The organism is Clostridioides sp. LIBA-7678 (assembly GCF_056716065.1).
Window position 1 is genome coordinate 126,703 of the sequence record NZ_CP196988.1, and the last position, 18,598, is coordinate 145,300.

At 24.0% G+C, this 18,598-nt stretch carries 16 protein-coding genes; all 16 read left to right on the plus strand.

Annotated features, from left to right (window positions below; all coding sequences use genetic code 11):
* The first annotated feature begins 12 nt into the window (after positions 1–12).
* A complete protein-coding gene (locus ACTG46_RS20160) occupies positions 13–1,218 on the plus strand; it encodes a hypothetical protein (RefSeq protein WP_479924221.1) in 1,206 nt (401 codons plus the stop codon).
* Between the two features lie 22 nt (positions 1,219–1,240).
* Positions 1,241–3,307 (plus strand): hypothetical protein, encoded by a 2,067-nt coding sequence (locus ACTG46_RS20165; RefSeq protein ID WP_479924222.1) that lies wholly within the window; start codon positions 1,241–1,243, stop codon positions 3,305–3,307.
* A 165-nt stretch (positions 3,308–3,472) separates the two neighbouring features.
* Complete coding sequence (locus tag ACTG46_RS20170; protein WP_479924223.1) at positions 3,473–5,503, plus strand: FtsK/SpoIIIE domain-containing protein; 2,031 nt, start codon at positions 3,473–3,475, stop codon at positions 5,501–5,503.
* Between the two features lie 40 nt (positions 5,504–5,543).
* Positions 5,544–7,247 carry a hypothetical protein gene (locus ACTG46_RS20175; protein ID WP_479924224.1) on the plus strand — a complete coding sequence of 568 codons (1,704 nt, stop codon included), beginning with the start codon at positions 5,544–5,546 and terminating at the stop codon, positions 7,245–7,247.
* Positions 7,248–7,582: 335 nt separating this feature from the next.
* A complete protein-coding gene (locus tag ACTG46_RS20180; protein ID WP_479924225.1) occupies positions 7,583–7,993 on the plus strand; it encodes a hypothetical protein in 411 nt (136 codons plus the stop codon).
* Positions 7,994–8,415: 422 nt separating this feature from the next.
* A complete protein-coding gene (locus tag ACTG46_RS20185) occupies positions 8,416–9,294 on the plus strand; it encodes a hypothetical protein (protein ID WP_479924226.1) in 879 nt (292 codons plus the stop codon).
* 23 nt (positions 9,295–9,317) lie between these two features.
* Positions 9,318–10,079, plus strand: a complete 762-nt coding sequence (locus ACTG46_RS20190) for a hypothetical protein (protein WP_479924227.1) — start codon at positions 9,318–9,320, stop codon at positions 10,077–10,079.
* Positions 10,080–10,333: 254 nt separating this feature from the next.
* Positions 10,334–11,326, plus strand: a complete 993-nt coding sequence (locus ACTG46_RS20195) for a ComEC/Rec2 family competence protein (protein ID WP_479924228.1) — start codon at positions 10,334–10,336, stop codon at positions 11,324–11,326.
* A 19-nt stretch (positions 11,327–11,345) separates the two neighbouring features.
* Positions 11,346–12,035: a hypothetical protein gene (locus ACTG46_RS20200; protein WP_479924229.1), complete on the plus strand. Its 690-nt coding sequence runs from the start codon at positions 11,346–11,348 to the stop codon at positions 12,033–12,035.
* Between the two features lie 46 nt (positions 12,036–12,081).
* Entirely contained in the window at positions 12,082–12,489 is a 408-nt protein-coding gene (locus ACTG46_RS20205; RefSeq protein ID WP_479924230.1) for a hypothetical protein, read from the plus strand.
* Between the two features lie 106 nt (positions 12,490–12,595).
* The gene (locus tag ACTG46_RS20210; RefSeq protein WP_479924231.1) at positions 12,596–13,663 is read left to right on the plus strand and encodes a hypothetical protein; all 1,068 of its coding nucleotides are present in this window, start codon (positions 12,596–12,598) and stop codon (positions 13,661–13,663) included.
* A gap of 95 nt (positions 13,664–13,758) precedes the next feature.
* Positions 13,759–14,568 (plus strand): hypothetical protein, encoded by an 810-nt coding sequence (locus tag ACTG46_RS20215; protein WP_479924232.1) that lies wholly within the window; start codon positions 13,759–13,761, stop codon positions 14,566–14,568.
* Between the two features lie 345 nt (positions 14,569–14,913).
* Positions 14,914–15,816 carry a hypothetical protein gene (locus tag ACTG46_RS20220; protein ID WP_479924233.1) on the plus strand — a complete coding sequence of 301 codons (903 nt, stop codon included), beginning with the start codon at positions 14,914–14,916 and terminating at the stop codon, positions 15,814–15,816.
* Positions 15,817–15,842: 26 nt separating this feature from the next.
* A complete protein-coding gene (locus ACTG46_RS20225) occupies positions 15,843–16,676 on the plus strand; it encodes a hypothetical protein (RefSeq protein WP_479924234.1) in 834 nt (277 codons plus the stop codon).
* Between the two features lie 92 nt (positions 16,677–16,768).
* Positions 16,769–17,764 carry a hypothetical protein gene (locus ACTG46_RS20230; RefSeq protein ID WP_479924235.1) on the plus strand — a complete coding sequence of 332 codons (996 nt, stop codon included), beginning with the start codon at positions 16,769–16,771 and terminating at the stop codon, positions 17,762–17,764.
* A 13-nt stretch (positions 17,765–17,777) separates the two neighbouring features.
* Positions 17,778–18,263, plus strand: coding sequence for a hypothetical protein (locus tag ACTG46_RS20235; RefSeq protein ID WP_479924236.1), 486 nt, complete (start codon positions 17,778–17,780; stop codon positions 18,261–18,263).
* Positions 18,264–18,598: the final 335 nt, after the last annotated feature.

Below are 18,598 nucleotides of genomic sequence, written 5' to 3' on the forward strand. Positions count from 1 at the left end.
TGGAGGTATTAAATGAGAATAGCTTTGATAACTACAAAAAAATTTGAAATAAATATTGTCGACAAATATGAAGATATAAAAGATATAAGTTCATATGAAAATATAGAATGCCTTATATTTCATAGTTCTAGGGGTTCTCAATTAGATATATTAAATACTTTAATTAAAATAGAAAAATTTATTAATAAAATCATATATATCTCAACTGATATAGATAATATTTCTCTACTTGAATGTATCTTTAGATGTATCGATGCAGATATCTATGATTCTGAAGAATATATTAGTGATAATAATATAATTCAATATATAGTTGATAATTATCATAAAACAGACATGACTGTTTCTAGACATGATAAAGATATACTACTTTTAGAAAACTATATAAAAGAAACAATATCAAGCAAAAATAGCCTTTTGGCTGAAGTTACTGAAGATGCATTAATTAATATAGTCTCTAAGCTCAATCAATATGATAAAATTAGCAAAAATGTTATTGATATAATAACCGAAATGAATAAATTGATTGTTGATTTTGAAAATGATAAGAAAAATACACAGAAGAAAATAGAAAGTTTAAATGAATCTATTAAAAAATTCGAAAATACAGACAGACCCAATGTTGCATTTATGTATAGTACTTATAAAATCACAAATTTCTCTGTATCTAAAGTATTCTATGTAAAAAGTTGGGCTTATTGTAATTATCTTCATACATTTATAGCAAATTATCAAAGATATTTGAAAATAAAGAAAGGATATAATGCAAAAATACTACTTGTTTTACCAAAGTTAGGCTTATACATGAAAAGATATAGTTATAAAAAAATTCCAATTTTAACTCCAGATAACATAAATTTAATAAAGCTAACAGAAGATGCTTATATAACTTTTGAACCTAAAAAACTAGTTTTGGAAACATTTTTAAATGAGAAACTAGACATGCATATTATTATTGATGATTTATTTGGTGACAAATTAATTGAAGGATATAATGTTGAAGAATTTAACGCTATTTGTAATGAAAATGATATAAAAACTTTTAACCTTAATAGAGACAGAATAATTTGCTCGATAAGTGGTGATGAAGATTATATATTAATACCTCACATATCTTATTACATAAAGGAAAGCGAATATACAAAAAGAAATTTATATTTTCATCATTGTTCTGAAGTATATAAAAAATTAGATAATATACTTTTGAATGATGATTAACTAATGAAAGGAGAAAAATTATATGTTTTTTAAATCAATAATAAAGTTTTTTAAATCAATAATAAAAAAATTAATAAATTCTTCAATGGAATTTATTAGTTTATTTGATGAACTTTATTATTACCATTTAGTAAGAAATATAAGTACCAATAATAAGAAATTTAAGTCTTTCTTAGATAAAATAGGGATTGATTTTTTAGGTAGTTATGATGGCGATAATATATCTTATTATTATTTAGTAGAAGATTTACCACATAGCCTTTCTATATTTTTTAAAGATAAGATACGGTCTGAATGCGATATTGGGATTAAAGTTAACTTTATAAATAAACTTGAAAGTCATTTTATTGATTGGGATTCATCATCTATGAAATCTAGATTAAATATACTTAAAGAAGTTGGAGAAGAAAAAAATAATGCTGATATAAATCCTTATAATTTATATGAAAATATAGAATCTATGAATAGAAAAAAATGGATTGAGGAGTCATTAAAATATCTAGCTGTAGCTGATAGGGAAAGAGGACGTGGTATTTTAAAAAGCTCTATGTTAATTACAATCTCTGGTATTAAAGGAGATGTATTTGACACTAATGTAAAAAAGATAGAAAAAAGTATCAAGCAACTTGGTATAAAATCTAAAAGAGTACTTTATGAAATCCCTGATTTATTAAGATACTTTAGTCCATTTAGTTGCTCCTACATAAAATCTATTCATGATTATATTCCAGTTCAAATTCTAACAGATGAGATTGTTTCTAGATATTCAACCTTCAGTCAAGGAAAATTAGGCATAAATGGGATTTGTTTTGGTATGGATATAATATCTAAGTTCCCAGTTATAAAAATGCCTAAGCAAAAAACTGATGCAGCAGAGAACTGGCTTATAACCTCGGAAACTGGTGGAGGAAAATCCCTTATTTTCAAAGTTTTGCTTCTTCAATTACTTGGGCTAACTGAGCGTAAATTTAGAGCAACTATTATGGATATAGAAGGTTTTGAATATATACCTCTTGCCAATTTTTTAAGCCATAAGAGTAAAGTTATTATTATAAACATGGCTGAAGGTAGTGGTAAATACTTTGACTCTATGGAAATACCTCCAAAGCTAGGAATTGAAGATATTGATGCTGGTGCAAAAAACTTATCATTTAATTTCACACTTTCTAAATTCAAAGTTTTATTAGGAGAGGAATTTAAAAAAGATATGTGGTTAGATGTTATGTTAAATGATGCAATAGCTTCAGTTTATGAAGAAGCAGGAGTAATAGATGAGGATGATAGCACATGGCATCAAAATTCAAAAGGTTTATCAATTTTTGATGTATATAATAAAATCAAAAGTATGCAAAAAGAAATAAAGAATGACGATTATAAAAACGCAATTGACAAAGCACTTGCTATAACAGGCAGGTATTTTGAAAAAACAGGAAGTAGAGCTGGTCTTTTCAAGGAAAGGATACTTATAGAAGATATAATAGATGCAGATTTAGTAATTTGTTCCTTTGGAATGGCAGGTAAATCTCCTGAAATGATAGATGATATTCAATTAAATTTAATGCTATTAGGTGCTGCACAATTAAGCCATCAACGTTCTATCTATAGCAAAGCCCAAGGTTATTTCAATGTTAAAGGTTGGGAAGAGAGTCAACGTTGGGGTAATGTCCCTGGGGCAAAAGATACTATTGGAGTAGCTATAACAGGTGGTAGGAAAATCGGAGATATAAACGTCATACTGACAAATGTTCCTGGAGATTTATTGGATAATGATACATTTGGTTTAATGGGAAATATAACATCTTTTTTAGTTGGAGCTCTAAAAGATTCAAAAGTAATAGAAGATTTGTGTGAGAGATTACAAGTACCAGAATTAGCAAACGATTTGGCTAAAATTTCTATGGCTAAAAGAGATAGTGATTCTAGACTAGGTGAGGATTCTGATGAAAATGAGGATTCTAATGATGATTTATATAAGAATGCATTTTTATGTGGTTTAGATTCAAGTAAATTTACAGTTGTAAAAATGATGTTACCAGAATCTTTAATTGAATCAAATATATTTAAAACTGGTGTAGATTTAAATAGCTAAAGGGGGTATTATGTGATATTTATTTGTTCTTTATTTATAATCTTATTAGCATATATAATTAATAGTTCTATGAATCATGAGTCAAAAGTAATTTTTTATATAGTATCAGTTGTTTTTTCAATTTATATCTTCATAAATATTTTTTTAATTTAAGGTGGTGTTGTGATGAACATTAAAGATAAAGTAAGTTCTGACGATATAGAAAGAGCTAAGTTAGGCAGAGAAGATATTTTTAATACAGAAAAAACAGATGATGATTTTGAAATAGATATGTTTAGTAATTTAGATGATTCTTCTTTAGACTCTTTTAATTCTTTAGATTTTGGACAAGGGTTAGGGGAATTTCAGCAGTCTCCACAACAAACTAGTAATGAAGAAAAAATATTTGATGCAGCAGTTATGTTTCTTAAAGGCTTATTTGGGTTTCTAAAAGAATTTGTAACTTCTTTTAGTAACTTTAAGACTATAAGTAGACTTGAGACGGGTAGAACTATTGTTATAATCAGTATCATTGTATTCATAGTTGCTATAGTCGCTATTATGTTTGGAAAAACAAAAGGTATTAATCTGATAATAAGTTCATTACTTTCATCTAGTATTGGTATCCCTATTTTTTACTCAGCATACATTGATTTAAAAGAAAAAAATAATGATGAAAACAATAATAATCCTGAAGAAGAATCTTTTCAAGCTGAGGATTTTTTAGATGAGGATGAAGATGAATTTATTGAAGAAGAACTTTCTGAAGATGAATATTATGACTATTTTCAAGATGACTTTTTTGAGGATGAAACAATTAGTGATGATAAAATAGAAAATAATAGAGAATTAGCAGTAGATAATATAAATACTAATCTTAATGGTATGTTTACAAGAAGTTATTTATATGAAAATATTAGTAATTGCCTTGCTAGTATAAATCCATCATTTAATAAGGTTAAGACATTTGATGAAGGAGATATTAACTTTCAAGCATGGGATGCAATAATTCAAAACTCAGCTCAAGTCTTAGGTGGAAAAAATAAGGACACAGAGCCAATGTATTTGCTTTCTTTACAAGAAAAGCTATTTTATATATACCTATCAGTTAAAAGACCAAACTGGCTTAAAAATGTTGACTCTTTAGTAAAAGAAATCATAAATATTTATGCATTTGATAAAGAAACAGGGATATTAAATGAAAATATATATGGTGATGGAGTGTCTGTAGGTGACACAATAAATATTAAAATCATGAAGGATGTTTCAACAATGGTATCTTTAAGAGATACATATAGCTTAGTTGAGAAAGAAATACTAGATACCAAAAACTATATACCTGTAGTTCTTGGAATAGATACAGAAGGTTGTGTTGTTTTTAAAGACTTGAAAAATGTAGAATCATTATTAATTGCAGGTCCACCAAGAAGTGGTAAAACTTGGATTGCACTCAGTATCATATGTCAAATAAGTACATATCTTTCTCCAAGTGAAGCTCAATTCTATATTTTTGACCCAAAGGGAAAATTATCAGATTATAGAGCCCTTGAAATTCCACATGTTAAAAAGTTTATAACAGGAACTGATGATATGTTAAATATTTTAAGAGAAGTTGTAAATGTTGAAGGTGCATATAGACAAGATTTAATTGGAGATGCAGGAGAGGTTAATATATGGGATTATAAGAAAAAGAATCCAGGTGTTAAGCTTCCTTTACTATATATTGTTATTGATGAGGTAATAACTGTAGCTGAAAGTATGCCAAAAGAAGTAAAAACAGAATTTCAAAGTCTATTAATTAAACTAGTAACTAGATTACCTGCTGCTGGAATAAGAATAATTATGCTACCACATGTAATTAAACACGAAATACTATCTAAAACACTTACAGACAATATTCCTTGTCGTATATCAGTAATGGGAAATGCTGAACATATAGAAAAAAGTACTGGAGATAAAAAGTTTAATCATAAATTAAGAAATAAAGGTGATTCAGCAGTTAAATTCTTTAATGATAATGCACAATTTGTACATGCTTCAGTTTTGACAAAATCAAATAATGACAATGCCAAGTTTTTTGATTTCTTAAGTAAGTTTTGGTTGAAATTAGAACCAGATAGCTATGAAGATTCAATAAAGAAATCAAATGAAGAAATAGAAATAAAAAAAGATTCTTTAGACCAAGAATTTAATAAAGATGAATTTAGTATATGGTAGAGATTTTATATATTTATATAATAAAGGATGGTGCATACACATGAAGATTAAAATTATAGGATTATCTATGATTATATTATTATCATTAAGTACAACAGCTTGCAAATCTAATATAGAAAAAACTGCTTCTTTATCATTAGAAGAAGTAGCTGGCAGAAGATTAGCTCAAAAAAGTGAAGATGAAAAAGATAGTATAATTTATAATCTTGTAAGAGATAGAATAACAGTAGATAAATCTAACTTATTAAAAATCACATCAAAAGATATGTTGGCTATAAGAAGTTGTTTAGAAAACGTTGATAGAAATTTAAAAGGAGCTGATAATGATTCTCTAAGCTTTGACTATAGTAATTATTTATTAACAGAGTTTGCAAAAACTCCTTTTGAATGGGAACAGTACAAAATAAATGAAGTAGGTTATGACCCTGCTACACGATTATACTTTGTAGATGTTAAATACAGAACGACTAATTCTTTAAAGAGTGTTATTCCATCTAGTGCAATTCCAAATGGAAGTGCTAGTGAGGAAGCTAAAAAGAAACAAAGAGCTGAAGATTATCAAAATGTACTTGATTTAAAAAGTTCAGGAAGTGCAGAAGCTGATAAAAAATTACAAGAATTTATTGTTACTTGGGGAGAACCTGATAAAATTCAGGCTGAGCAACAAGGTGTTTCATTAATGGAAAGAACAAGAAAATTAAGCAGCTCTACAGGAGGCATAGGGCGTTTAACATATAGTGGTTTATTAGCTGATACAAATTTAAATGTTGGAGCTACACTAACTATAAGATATGTATTTAATTATCGTCATAATTTGGGAGAAGAGACAGATATGACTGTAAAGGCTCTATATTTAAAAGATTATGAATTAAGTAGCTCAGATGCTATACTTTCTCAATATTCAAATAAAGATAATACTGGTGTTGAGATATTAAAACCTTTTGTAGATAAATTAATACTTTCTTATAATAAAGCAATTGAGGAGACTAATCATGTAGGTTTATTTAAGCTATTTGAAGATTATGCTGGTATTGACAAGTATTGTGATGATTTAGCTAATTATACCTATACAAATTTTGGTGGATATACATACAAGATATTAGAAAAAAAAGGAGATACTCTAGTTGTAAAAGTTGACAGAATAGCTAAGTCAAGAGCTAAAGGAACTAAAATGTCTTTCCCAACTTATCAAGAAACTCTTATTTTTAATTTAGCTTTATCTAATGATGATTCCTTGAAAATAAAAAGTGTATATCCAATCAAATCTAAAATGATTGGAGAACCTCTTTCTGTAATCGAAGATGTATCTGGAGTATCAAACATGATAAATTATTCTAGAAATTCATTTACAGAAGAAAATGAGAAAGCTGTAAAAGATACATTAAAAAAATTTAGTAAGGCTGTCTTTAAAGCTGATGTAAGTAGTGAAGATTTTACGCAAATTGTAGATATGGGAATATCTCAAAATGTATTACAAAAAATAGCACAAACAGTTACATCCATCAATGCTGACAAAAAGACAACTTATTTAATCTCTTGGGACACTAAAACAAATGGATTTGTTACTGTCAGAGTAAGAGAAATCTTTGAAACTAAAGATAATAACTATGATACAGAAGCAACTGTAGATATAGCTTCAACTGACTCAGGTTGGAAAGTGGTAGATTACAATAGGACTTTAAATGTTAAAACAGATAAAGCAGATTTCTCTAAAAAGAATGCTTTATGCATTGATAAAAAATAATATAATTTTAAAATATCAGATACAATATTGTATCTGATATTTTATTTTTAACATTTTTAATTATATATGTAAATCTGGAAAATATTTACATTTATAAGCAATCTGATAAAATATAGGCTTTTAAAGCATATATAATAAATATTTTGCAATAGTCTAAAAATTAAAACATTGTCTAAATAATATAAAAAATGATAAAATATAACAAAGATAAATAGTACTGAACAATATATAATTAAAAAGTATACAGAATTTAGAAAAATAATTTAAAATTCGTAAATTTTACGATAATTTCAGTTTTATAAAACAATAAATATATCAAGGAGGGGAATAAAATAATGGGAAATCTAAAGCTTGATTCTAAAGATATTGATTTAGAACAAGATGTCAAAAAGCTTACAAGAAATTTAATTCAAAGTTATGTAAGATTTTTAAGTACAAAGTATCATAGCGATGAAGTAAATTGCATCATAACGAAGATAAATAGTAGCAAATTAGAATATATTATTTTATTTGATGAGGTTTTAATGCACTGGCTAAATATCTCTGATGATAAGCTAAAAATTAAAGATACTGTAGATTATGATAGCGTATTCTACAACCATAAATTATTATTATTTAAAGAAATATCATCTATGTGGGATTCTTTATCTGAAGGTTTTGATAAAGAATATCTAAAAAGGGAGAATGAGAATATATACTATTTTATTAAAAATATTTTCAATAAAACGCTGAAAATTAGCTCTTAAAATCTATATCTTCATTGATTATAGACTATATATATTGACTATATTAAAAAATAAAATTGTTTAATCTTAATTATTAAGTTTGTTAACATATAAAAATTGTTCAGTAGGATATTAAATAATTAAACAATATATATTTATAAAAGAATTGGTATTATATATTAACTGTAGATATAAACTAATATTATAAATATATATTTTATAGCTATAGTTTATGTTAAATTATAATTAATGCATAATATATTTTAGATATCCTAAAATATACTATTTATATTTAAATGAATATGCAATTTTATATTATATATATTAAATAATAAATATAATTTTTATTAAAAGTAATTTTAAATAATTTAATAAAAAAGGTATAACTTATATAAGTTATACCTTTTTTATTTATATTAAATATTTTGAATGGAGGTTTGTATATGAAAATAGTAAACACATATATACTTGATTGGATTGAACAAAAAAAATTAGAAGTAAACAGAGATATTTGTATTGATTTAGGTCACAAATTTATAAGTTGTTTAACAAATTCAATTGTATTTGATATTGAGAATACAAAAAATATAACAAATGATTTTGCTTTGGGTGGAATAGTATCTCCTATATTAATTCCAACGAAAGAAAGCACTTCTAATGTACTTTCAGCTAAGACTGCGATTAATTATATTAATAGTTCTATATTATTTACAGGACATCTTACACAAGACTATAAACTCATTAAAAAAACTTTATTAACAGGTACATTAGAAGATTTAAAAGAAATTAAAATCCTAGCAGGAGGAGTTAAGCAGCTATTCTATTTGGATGAGGTATATCCTAATCTAGTACTTAAAATTAAAGGTACTTGCAAAATGATTTCTAATGATGAAAATATTATTTATCAAATAAACAACCAAAATAAAGACAATATAACAATTGATTTATTTAAATTAATATCTCTATCTAATAACATATATACTTCAAGAATGTTAGTTTCTAATAAATTATATAGACATTATCCTTCGAGAAAATGGTACAAGTTCAATAGAGTTGTTGCTATATCAAATAAAGTGTATGTACAATGCCAAGAATTATTTGCTGAAAAAGAAATACATCTAATTCCATTTGAGAATTTTCTAGCTGAAGTTGAAAAAAAAGATATGATTATTACATATGATAATCATACTATTCAAGATTATTATTATATGACAATAGAACAAATAGAAAATCAGCTTGGGCATAAATCACAGGAATATATCATGTTACTTACTGATTATTATGAGGTTGTAAATAACAATACAGAGCTTATAAATAACTAAAATATAAAGGAGATGAACATGTTATGAAACTTAGTTTTAAGTATATTAATAATATTGATGAAAAAACATTTTATATAAATTCAAAAGATAAAAGACCTATAGAAATACATTTTAATAATAAAAATCAAGAAAAATCAGCTATGATTTATTCAAATGCTATAGAATCTACATTTAAAGGGACTGTGAACCTATTTGAAGGGGATATTAATTGTGTAAAATTTGATTTTGGTAAATTGGGAAAGATTGAAAAAAATAGATGTGATGTAAAGTGGGATATAAAATATTCAAATCTAAATACAGTAATATATGTATTAAATAAAAATGAATTAAGAAAAGAATATTTTTATACAAGAGGGATGTCTACTAACAATAGTAAAATGAATTCGCCTAGGAATATTTCTCTAGACATGAATAATAAGACCTTTAAAGAAAATCTAGCTATTGCAATCACTTGTTTACAAAAATCAGATATAAATTATAAATATAGTTTTGAAAATGGTTTTTTACAAATTTTTAATGTTAAATCTAATTCTTATTTGACCTCGATTGATGAAATAGAAAATGATGATATATATCTATTATTAAAACTTCTAAATATATTAATATATCAAGATAGACATTTGGGAGTATTTTTAATAGATTGTACAGATATCTCAAAAGATGTTTTGACTTGTTTACAGATAGTATATAAAGAATTTCAAAGATATATAAATGTAAATTTATTATTTTTCTTTAATTTAAATAAAGAGTATAAAATAGATACACAAAAGATAATAATCAGGTAAATATATAATAAATATACAAAGACATTCATTATATTAATAATGGATGTCTTTATTTTATAATAATTTAAAAATATGAGGTGATTATTTCATGGTATTTATAGATAAATATATAATTATAATATTTATATTAATTATAGAAATAGTATATATATATAATATTTATAAAACAAATAAATAATATATATATCAGATATAAATATTATAACAATATATAATACATATATTTATATTGCTAAAAAGAAAGGAGATTTAAATTGAATAAAAAAATAAAAACTTTATTCATATTATGTTCAACAATATTGTTTATATCTGGATGTAATAAAGACTCAACAACTGAAAATGATGATAATTTAAAAAAACAAAATCAGAACTATCATAATAAAGATAAACCAAAAAAAGAGACTAAATTTGAGGAAATACATGAAGGTGTCTCTATAGATAAAATGCAATCAGCAGATGAAACATTAACAACTAAAAAAAATGGAGTAGATACTGATATTTGGTTTTTAAATACTGGTATGAGTGACAGTATTCTAATAAAAGACCATGAAGAATTTATGTTGATAGATACAGGAGATAATAATGACTCTGAAGTTCTAAAAAAGGCATTTAAAGAAAAAGGTGTTAAAAACCTAAAATATTTGATTTTAACAAGTTGGGATTATGATGCCATTGGTAGCGTCAAAGAGGTATTTAACAATTGTACTGTCAATCAAATAATTGCTCCAAATATAACATCTAATGCTTCAAATTATGGAAAAGAAGCTTTTTCATTTATTGAATCTATAAATAAAAATATAGAAGTTCCTAAGATAGAAGGAGAGAGTCACATTTTAGATATATCAGAATTTAAGATTCATAATGTTAATTCAAATAGTGATGAAGAAAATGGACAATCTTTAGTTATAGAATTGAATTCTAGCGATACTAAAGCTTTATTTACTTCTGATATATTAGCTCCTCAAGAAAAAAAGGTTCTATCCTCTATAAGTAAATTAAATTTGCTAAAAGTAGCTAGACATGGAGCTTCTGACACAACAACAGATGAATTCTTGGCAATAACTATGCCTGAATATAGTGTGATTTTAACTGGCGCAACAGATTTAGCCAATTCTGAAAAAATAGATAGTTCTGAAGTAGAATCTAGATTAAATAAAATTAATTCAAAAATTTTTAAAACTAATAAAAATGGAGAAATTCATTTCAAAATTGATAATAGTGGATTATACCACACAAAAAATATTTAAAAACAAGAGGTGCTCACTAATGAATAATTTAAATTTTGAAGATAAAACAGGTCCTATATTTGAAAAAATAGAAAGTTTAAATGAAAAGGAGAAAATAGGAATAATACTTTGTTCAAGTGCTTATTACAAAGGTGGTAACTGGGGTTATATAACTGAAGATGAAGAAGCCTATCAAGATGTAATTGATTTAGTAGGAAAAGGCGATAGTCATATAAAGCTATACAAAGCTAAAAATGGAGTAATTATATTATGTGATAGAAATTTCATTAAAGATGCTGTAAACTACATTATTCCTGGTTCTATTAATAACAAGTATATAGAAAGAGTAGACATGATACAAAAAAAAGAAAAGGAGAAATTTGATAAATTTTTAGATAAAGTTCTTACAGGAAAATCACAATATCTTAAGCAAAGAGATGGTTACCAATCACTTATATTAGGAGCTTTTGGAATAAATGAAGTTAATTTAATGGTTGTAAACGAAGTTTCTTACCCCTCTTATAAGCTTTCATTAAGCTATATTTTGCATTCTATTATTAAAAAGAATGAGAGGTATAAAAGAAAAATTGGAATTAAAATAAAAGGTGATGATGGTGTAAAGATAATTCCATTGAATATGGTTAATTTAAAATTTATTAATAAGATATATAATGAATTAGAAATAGCAGAAACAAAAAATGGAGTTTTTTTAACACTAACAATAATATAATCTTACTATTTGAATTAGAAAATTATATTAAAATATAGGTGATTATATGTTAAAAGAATATACTGATAATACAGGAAATGTAAGAATTGTAAATGAATCTACAAGTGAATATGTAGATTTGATATTAGATAATAACAGTAGTTTATACACTGTATATACACCAAAGTATATACTAGATACACAAGTAAATAAAGCTTTAGGAAATAAAATAGCTAGAAATTATTTGATAAGAAGCCTTCCATCAAAAAATAATTTTGAATTATACTTTAGAAGAGTATTTAATGCATCAAAGGTAGAAAGATTATCAAATAAGCCTAAAAATTGGAGACATTGTTGTAATAAAATAGGTATTACTATTTTTAACCCAACTTATATAAATATAAATGGAGCTAACATAATATACATATACTGTTTTCATTGTAAATCAGTATTATACTATGTAGATGAATTTTAAAAGAAAGGAAATGTCAAAACTAAAAATTAAAAATATGAAATTGACATTACAATTTATACTTTATTTTGAATCATAATTAACATTTATAGTTTTGACTATAAAATAAATGTTTTTATTAGATGATTTTGATTTTATTAATTTGACAGAAGCAACACTATATAAATATTTAAAAGAAAAAGTAGATAGACACACATATGCTTACTATAAGCTAAAAATTAAGAATCTTGATGATAAGTATTATGACATGTACAAGTCTTATTTGAGTATGCTATCTTTACATAAAGGTAGTACAAATAAAAATTTAAATATATTAACTCATTTAGACAATAAAATTTCAAGCCATATGATAAATTTACCACCTGGAGAAATATTCGATATTAATTATACTCTAAAAGTCCAAGGGTTCTTTGTTAATTTAATCTATGAAAATGGGATATACATAACTTGTAATACTTTAATGGGATTTATAGATAAAAATACATTAACTGAATGTATAACTATGATAGTTCCTAGATATATAAAAGAATTGACAAAATATAAAGCTAGAATTTTAGGTTATTTTACTATTTCAAAAATTAGCTTTGAATATTTAAAGATGATTAATTCTAATATAAAAGATGTCTCAGATGCTATTTTATTTATTTTTAAAAATTATTCAAATAGTAATCTCCATAATTTTTTAGAATTTATTGTCTATGATATTTATCCAAAAAATTTGAGTCTAGACAATATTAATAAGGATTTTAATGTAATGGCCACTTATTCAAGAAAAGTTACTAAAGATATTTTTTTAAATGAAATCAAAGAAATATCGAAAGAACTTGAAGAAAAATACTCCTTTTGGGAATATTTTTCTGATGGTATATTGATAACTTCAAATAAATTGCATAATCTAAAGTTATTATTTAAAATAGATTCTTGGAAAGCAAAAACATATTCAAGTGTTATAAAAGATATTATTTGGTGTTATAGCTCTAATGGTATTATACCTTGTGCTGAAATAGAACCTTTGCTATTTAATAATACTGTTATTAAATATATAAACCTGTATTCTCCAAATAATGTTCTTATTCTTGATGCATATGTAAAAGAAAACTTAAACTTTTTATATATACATGATAATATTATAGTACCTGTAACAAAAGATGGCCAATTATTATTTAACAACCTATGAAGCCATTTGAATTTTTTTTAGCAATTCATTAAATAAAATCGCCTTGCAAACAAGGCGATTTCTTACTTTTATTAAAATTTAAAGGAGTGATTTTTGTGAATAATAAATTCTTTGAAAAAGAAAATGATTTATTTTATATATTTAATAATGAAAATGATGAATATCATTCATATGTTATTATAAAAACTGATTTTGTCTTTCTTTCAAAAATTATTGTACATAGTAAAGAGCTATTTTTTAGTGTTAACCTTTTTTCATTACTTGTTAAATTTGACTTGAATAATAAACTATCAAATCTATCAATAGCATTAATAAGGGATTTTATTCTTGAAAATGAAAGTGAAATTATTCAATGGATAAAAGATATTTATAAATATAGAAAAGAATCTTTTTATAGTGCTTTATTAGAAAATAATATAATTAAAGCACTTAGTTTACATGATAAATCAGATTTATTTGAACAATATTTGTTAGTGGTAAATAATTTTTTAGAAGATAGCTCAAAGTCTTTTACTAATTACTCATTATATAAATGTGGGATGTATGTATATAGTCAAATAGAAGACAGTAGTTGTTATGTAAAACTAATTGATTTAATTGAAAAGGTTTTGTTAAGTATTAAGGATAATATAATGAATAGGTTAAATAATCAATTAATAAATAAACTCAATAATAAAAATGAACTTTTAGTCTATCGAGGAAGTGGTACTGAAAACTTAAATGGCTTTAGTTATACATTATCATATAAAACTGCTCTTAAGTTTGCTAACAGATTTGATAGGGAACAGGCTATTATTTCTAAGTACAAAGTTAATATTAAAGATGTATTAATGTATATTACTGATAGAAAAGAAGAAGAAATCGTTACAAGACATGCTATATTATTAGATAGTAAATTAATTTAAATGAAATTATATAAAATATATTTTTTAAAAATTAATGTTTATTTATAAAATAAACATTATTTTTTTCAATAAAATATTTTTTTATACCAATTTAACATTTTAAAATTTGTAAAAACATTTTATAACTAAATTTATATTGTTATTAGAATCATCAAAATTGTAAAATATACCGATATATGCTATAATTTCATTAAAAGTTCGCTTTATTAATATCGAAACAGTTTTATTAATATAAAAAATGTTTTTTTATAAGATTAGCATTATTAACATTAAAAATAATTTTATGAACCATAGAAAGGAAAGGAGGATATTAAACAATTACTTCTGTTTAATAAAATATAATTTATGAGTGAAACTAGGGAAAAAGATAATGAAATAACAATAAGTATAACAAGTACTTATCAAAAAGATTCTGAAATTTGGACAAAATTAATAGAACCTCTGAAAAAAAAGAGAGAATTAGCACCTTTTACAAAATCTCTTTTATCCTTATATGCTGAAGATGAGGAATTTAGAAATTTAGCTGATAAGAAAATAAAAGAAAAGTCACTTCCTGAAAGAGTAAATAATAGAATAAACAAAATTAGTGAAAACCATCATAAGGCAATGCTTCAGGCCCAGTTTATTTCGGATGTTATAGTCTCTCAATCTATTAATATTAATAATTCTACTGTTACTCTATCTGAAGATAATCCATTTGATACAGATGGTTTATTAGAATCTTTATCAAAATTATTACCTTCTGAGGTAAGAAAGAAAATAGAGGATACAATAGAAGAAACCTACAGTTCTAGACTTAGTCGTTTAGAAGCATTGTACACTAATACTATTAATTCTCAACATATTGAAGATGATATTTTAATAGAAGAAAGTGTAAGTAATGATACAATAAAAGAGCAAGAATATAACGACAATTCTTTAATTAATAATGATGATATAATACAAAAGCAAGAACATAATAATAGTTCAATAAATAGCAATATGGATATATCTCAAGAGCAAGAACATAACAATAGTTTTGTAGATGATAGTGTTAAACAAGAACATAATATAATACGAGAATATACTACTAGTTCTGTAAATAATAATGAAGAAATAAGTATAGAAGAAGATAGTGAAGAAGAAAAAATTGAAATCCTTGATGATAGTGAGGAAGATGAGAATGACAATAAAGAGGAGACTAATCCTGAACCAGCTCCAAGCTTACTAAAATTAATTAACTCTGCTAAAAAACAAAGTGATGATTAAATAAAATTTAGTTGGGAGTGGTTATAATGGCCACAAATTCAGATTTGTTATTTTTCGGAGAATTTAAAGCCTTAATAAATGCTAGGAGAAAGAGTCATTTAAATATATCATTAAATTCAATGACAATACCCTCTTTCCCTAATTTAATAAAAGATATACCATCAAGTCCAGCGATATTTATTATGGGTATTGAAAAGAAATTTTTCTCTTTATTGAATAATTCAAAAGCTGAATTATTAGACTTAAGCAACAAAAAAAATATAGTCACCAATGAATGTCTTGAAAAAAATATTGTCAATTATAACTATAAAAAGATGAATAAACATTGTGTTTTAATTATAAGTAAAATTTTTATAGGAATAGTTAATGACACAAAGTCAAAGAATCCTAAATCCAGTAAATATAACTATGTAGGTTGTATTGAGAAGGAGAATAAAGAAAAATCTTATATATATATAATTCCTAAGAGGCATGTATATAAAATAAATATTTGTGCTTTAATACTAACATCAAAAAAAATAGACAAATTTTATAATGGATTTAAATTAATAAAACAAGATGGAGAATCCATATATCTTTATGTTATACCTTATCAATACAAAAAATCTGATTACAATATATTAGGTTTAAAATATAGTTCTAATTTTAATAAAGAAATAAAACTTATTTTAAATCATTGGATAAGCAAGAACTATATATTTGATTTTAAATTAACTTATTTAGAAACTTATATAGATAGAACTTATAATCTAGCTATAAACTACTATAGCTCCACTATAAATGAAAATTATACATACTTGAGTAAACCACTTGAAAACAAAATTTTAAATGAAGAATTAATTAAATACTATGTGAAGTAAAATATAAATAGAAAGGATATGTTATTAAAATTATTAAGTATTAATAACATAACGTGGAATATATTACAAACTATTTCACTTGAGGATTAGTTATGGTTAATGCGTATATAGAAAATTTTTTAAAAATAGATAACTACTTAAGAAAAAAAGGATTTTTTCTAGATGAGAATAAAATTAAAGATTTTGATATTTTAAATGAATATAATTCTATAATTGATAAAACAGAAGCTTCATTAAGTAATATAACAGAAGCTAAGTCAGTTTTAAGAAACTTTTTAGGTGAGGAATACTTATTATTCTTAAACAATAATTTAACCTTTGAGCTTGATTATTCAATTGAACGACTTATAATAATTAGAAATATAATAGAAAATAGAAATAATTTATTTGATGACACTTTAATTCCCATGATATATTATATTGCATCCAAAAATATAATAGAAGATTTAGAAGCAATAAAAAATATTAATACATTTAAAAAAACTTCCAGAAAAAATAAATCTAATTACAAGAAATTATCTAATTTATTTAATAAATATATTTTAAGCTTTACTATCCCTGAAGGTTACAAAGGCTATTACTATGAGAAAAAAAATTTAGCTCATATCTCTTATTTATCAAGTATAGAAAAAGGTAATACTACCGAATGTGAATTTATGATTGAAAATCTAAAAGAAGGTTTATTTTTTAAAGATTTAGATATAGATTTGGAAGAATTGTATTTAGACCAAATATTATCAGGAACATTTGATGATAATTTACTTGATGGTAAATTATCTAAAGCATTTAAAATAAGAAATAAAAAATTCAAAAGTAAAATTAAAAATCCTCATAGATTAAATTATTATGAATACTATGTAAAGCCCATAATGATGAATTTTATTGGAATGGTATCTAAGAGTCTTGAGGATGATGCAAGTTATGTTAATAAAAGCAATTCATTTATGTTTTATAACATCAATGAATATAGAATAGGAGTAGCTATTAAAAATGATGTGTCTGTTCAAGATGTTTTTCCAGTTACTCACCCACTACTAAAAGAAGTAACCAAATTAGACTTTAAAGATATTATAAAAGGATGGAGTTGAAAATGGTGATAAAATGTTAACTAATATTTTTTCAGATATAAAATGTGTAATTGTTAATGATAACCCCTATGTAGAAAGTACTTTACACAAATTTAAAAATAAAAATCATATATCAGTAAAATCAATAATTGCTTTAGATGATGAATTCAAATTAGTTTCTCCATATTTAAAATTTGGAAAAAGAATGATATTGTTAAAAGATTATGCTCTTGAAAACAATATGACTATATCTGAAGTTCTAGATTCTGGGGATACATTTTTTTATAAGTATGATAGTTTTACATATCTAGTAAGTTTACGTTACCATGTAGAAAATAAGAAGCTAGTTGAAAAATCAATTAATATAAGTATACCTGTTGACTTTGATGAAGAAAAATCAGCTTTGTTAGTTTATTCTATTGATAATCAGTTTCCTGATATACTAATAAAATCTATAAAGAAATTGTGTAAACAATTAATATTAAAAAGAGGATTTACAGTAAAGAAAAAAAGAATTTAAAAATGAAAGGCAGCTATTTTTTTAAAAGTAGCTGTTTTTTATTTTTAAATTCTTTTATAATACTTTAATTTTTATAATAAAAAATTTTTAATTTAAATTTTAAACATTAAAAATCTATAATAAAAATTAATTATTTATATTAAAACTGTTTGCTTTAATTTTAAACCTGTTTTTAATAAAAAAATACAGTTATGTTTATTTCAAAAAATTTTCATTTGACAAACATAACTGTTTTAATTTCATTTTTTAAATATCATTTTTTAAATTCAAAATTTAAATTGAGAAAGGTATAGTTATTTTTAAACTATACCTTTCTCTGAAAACTTAATTTTAAA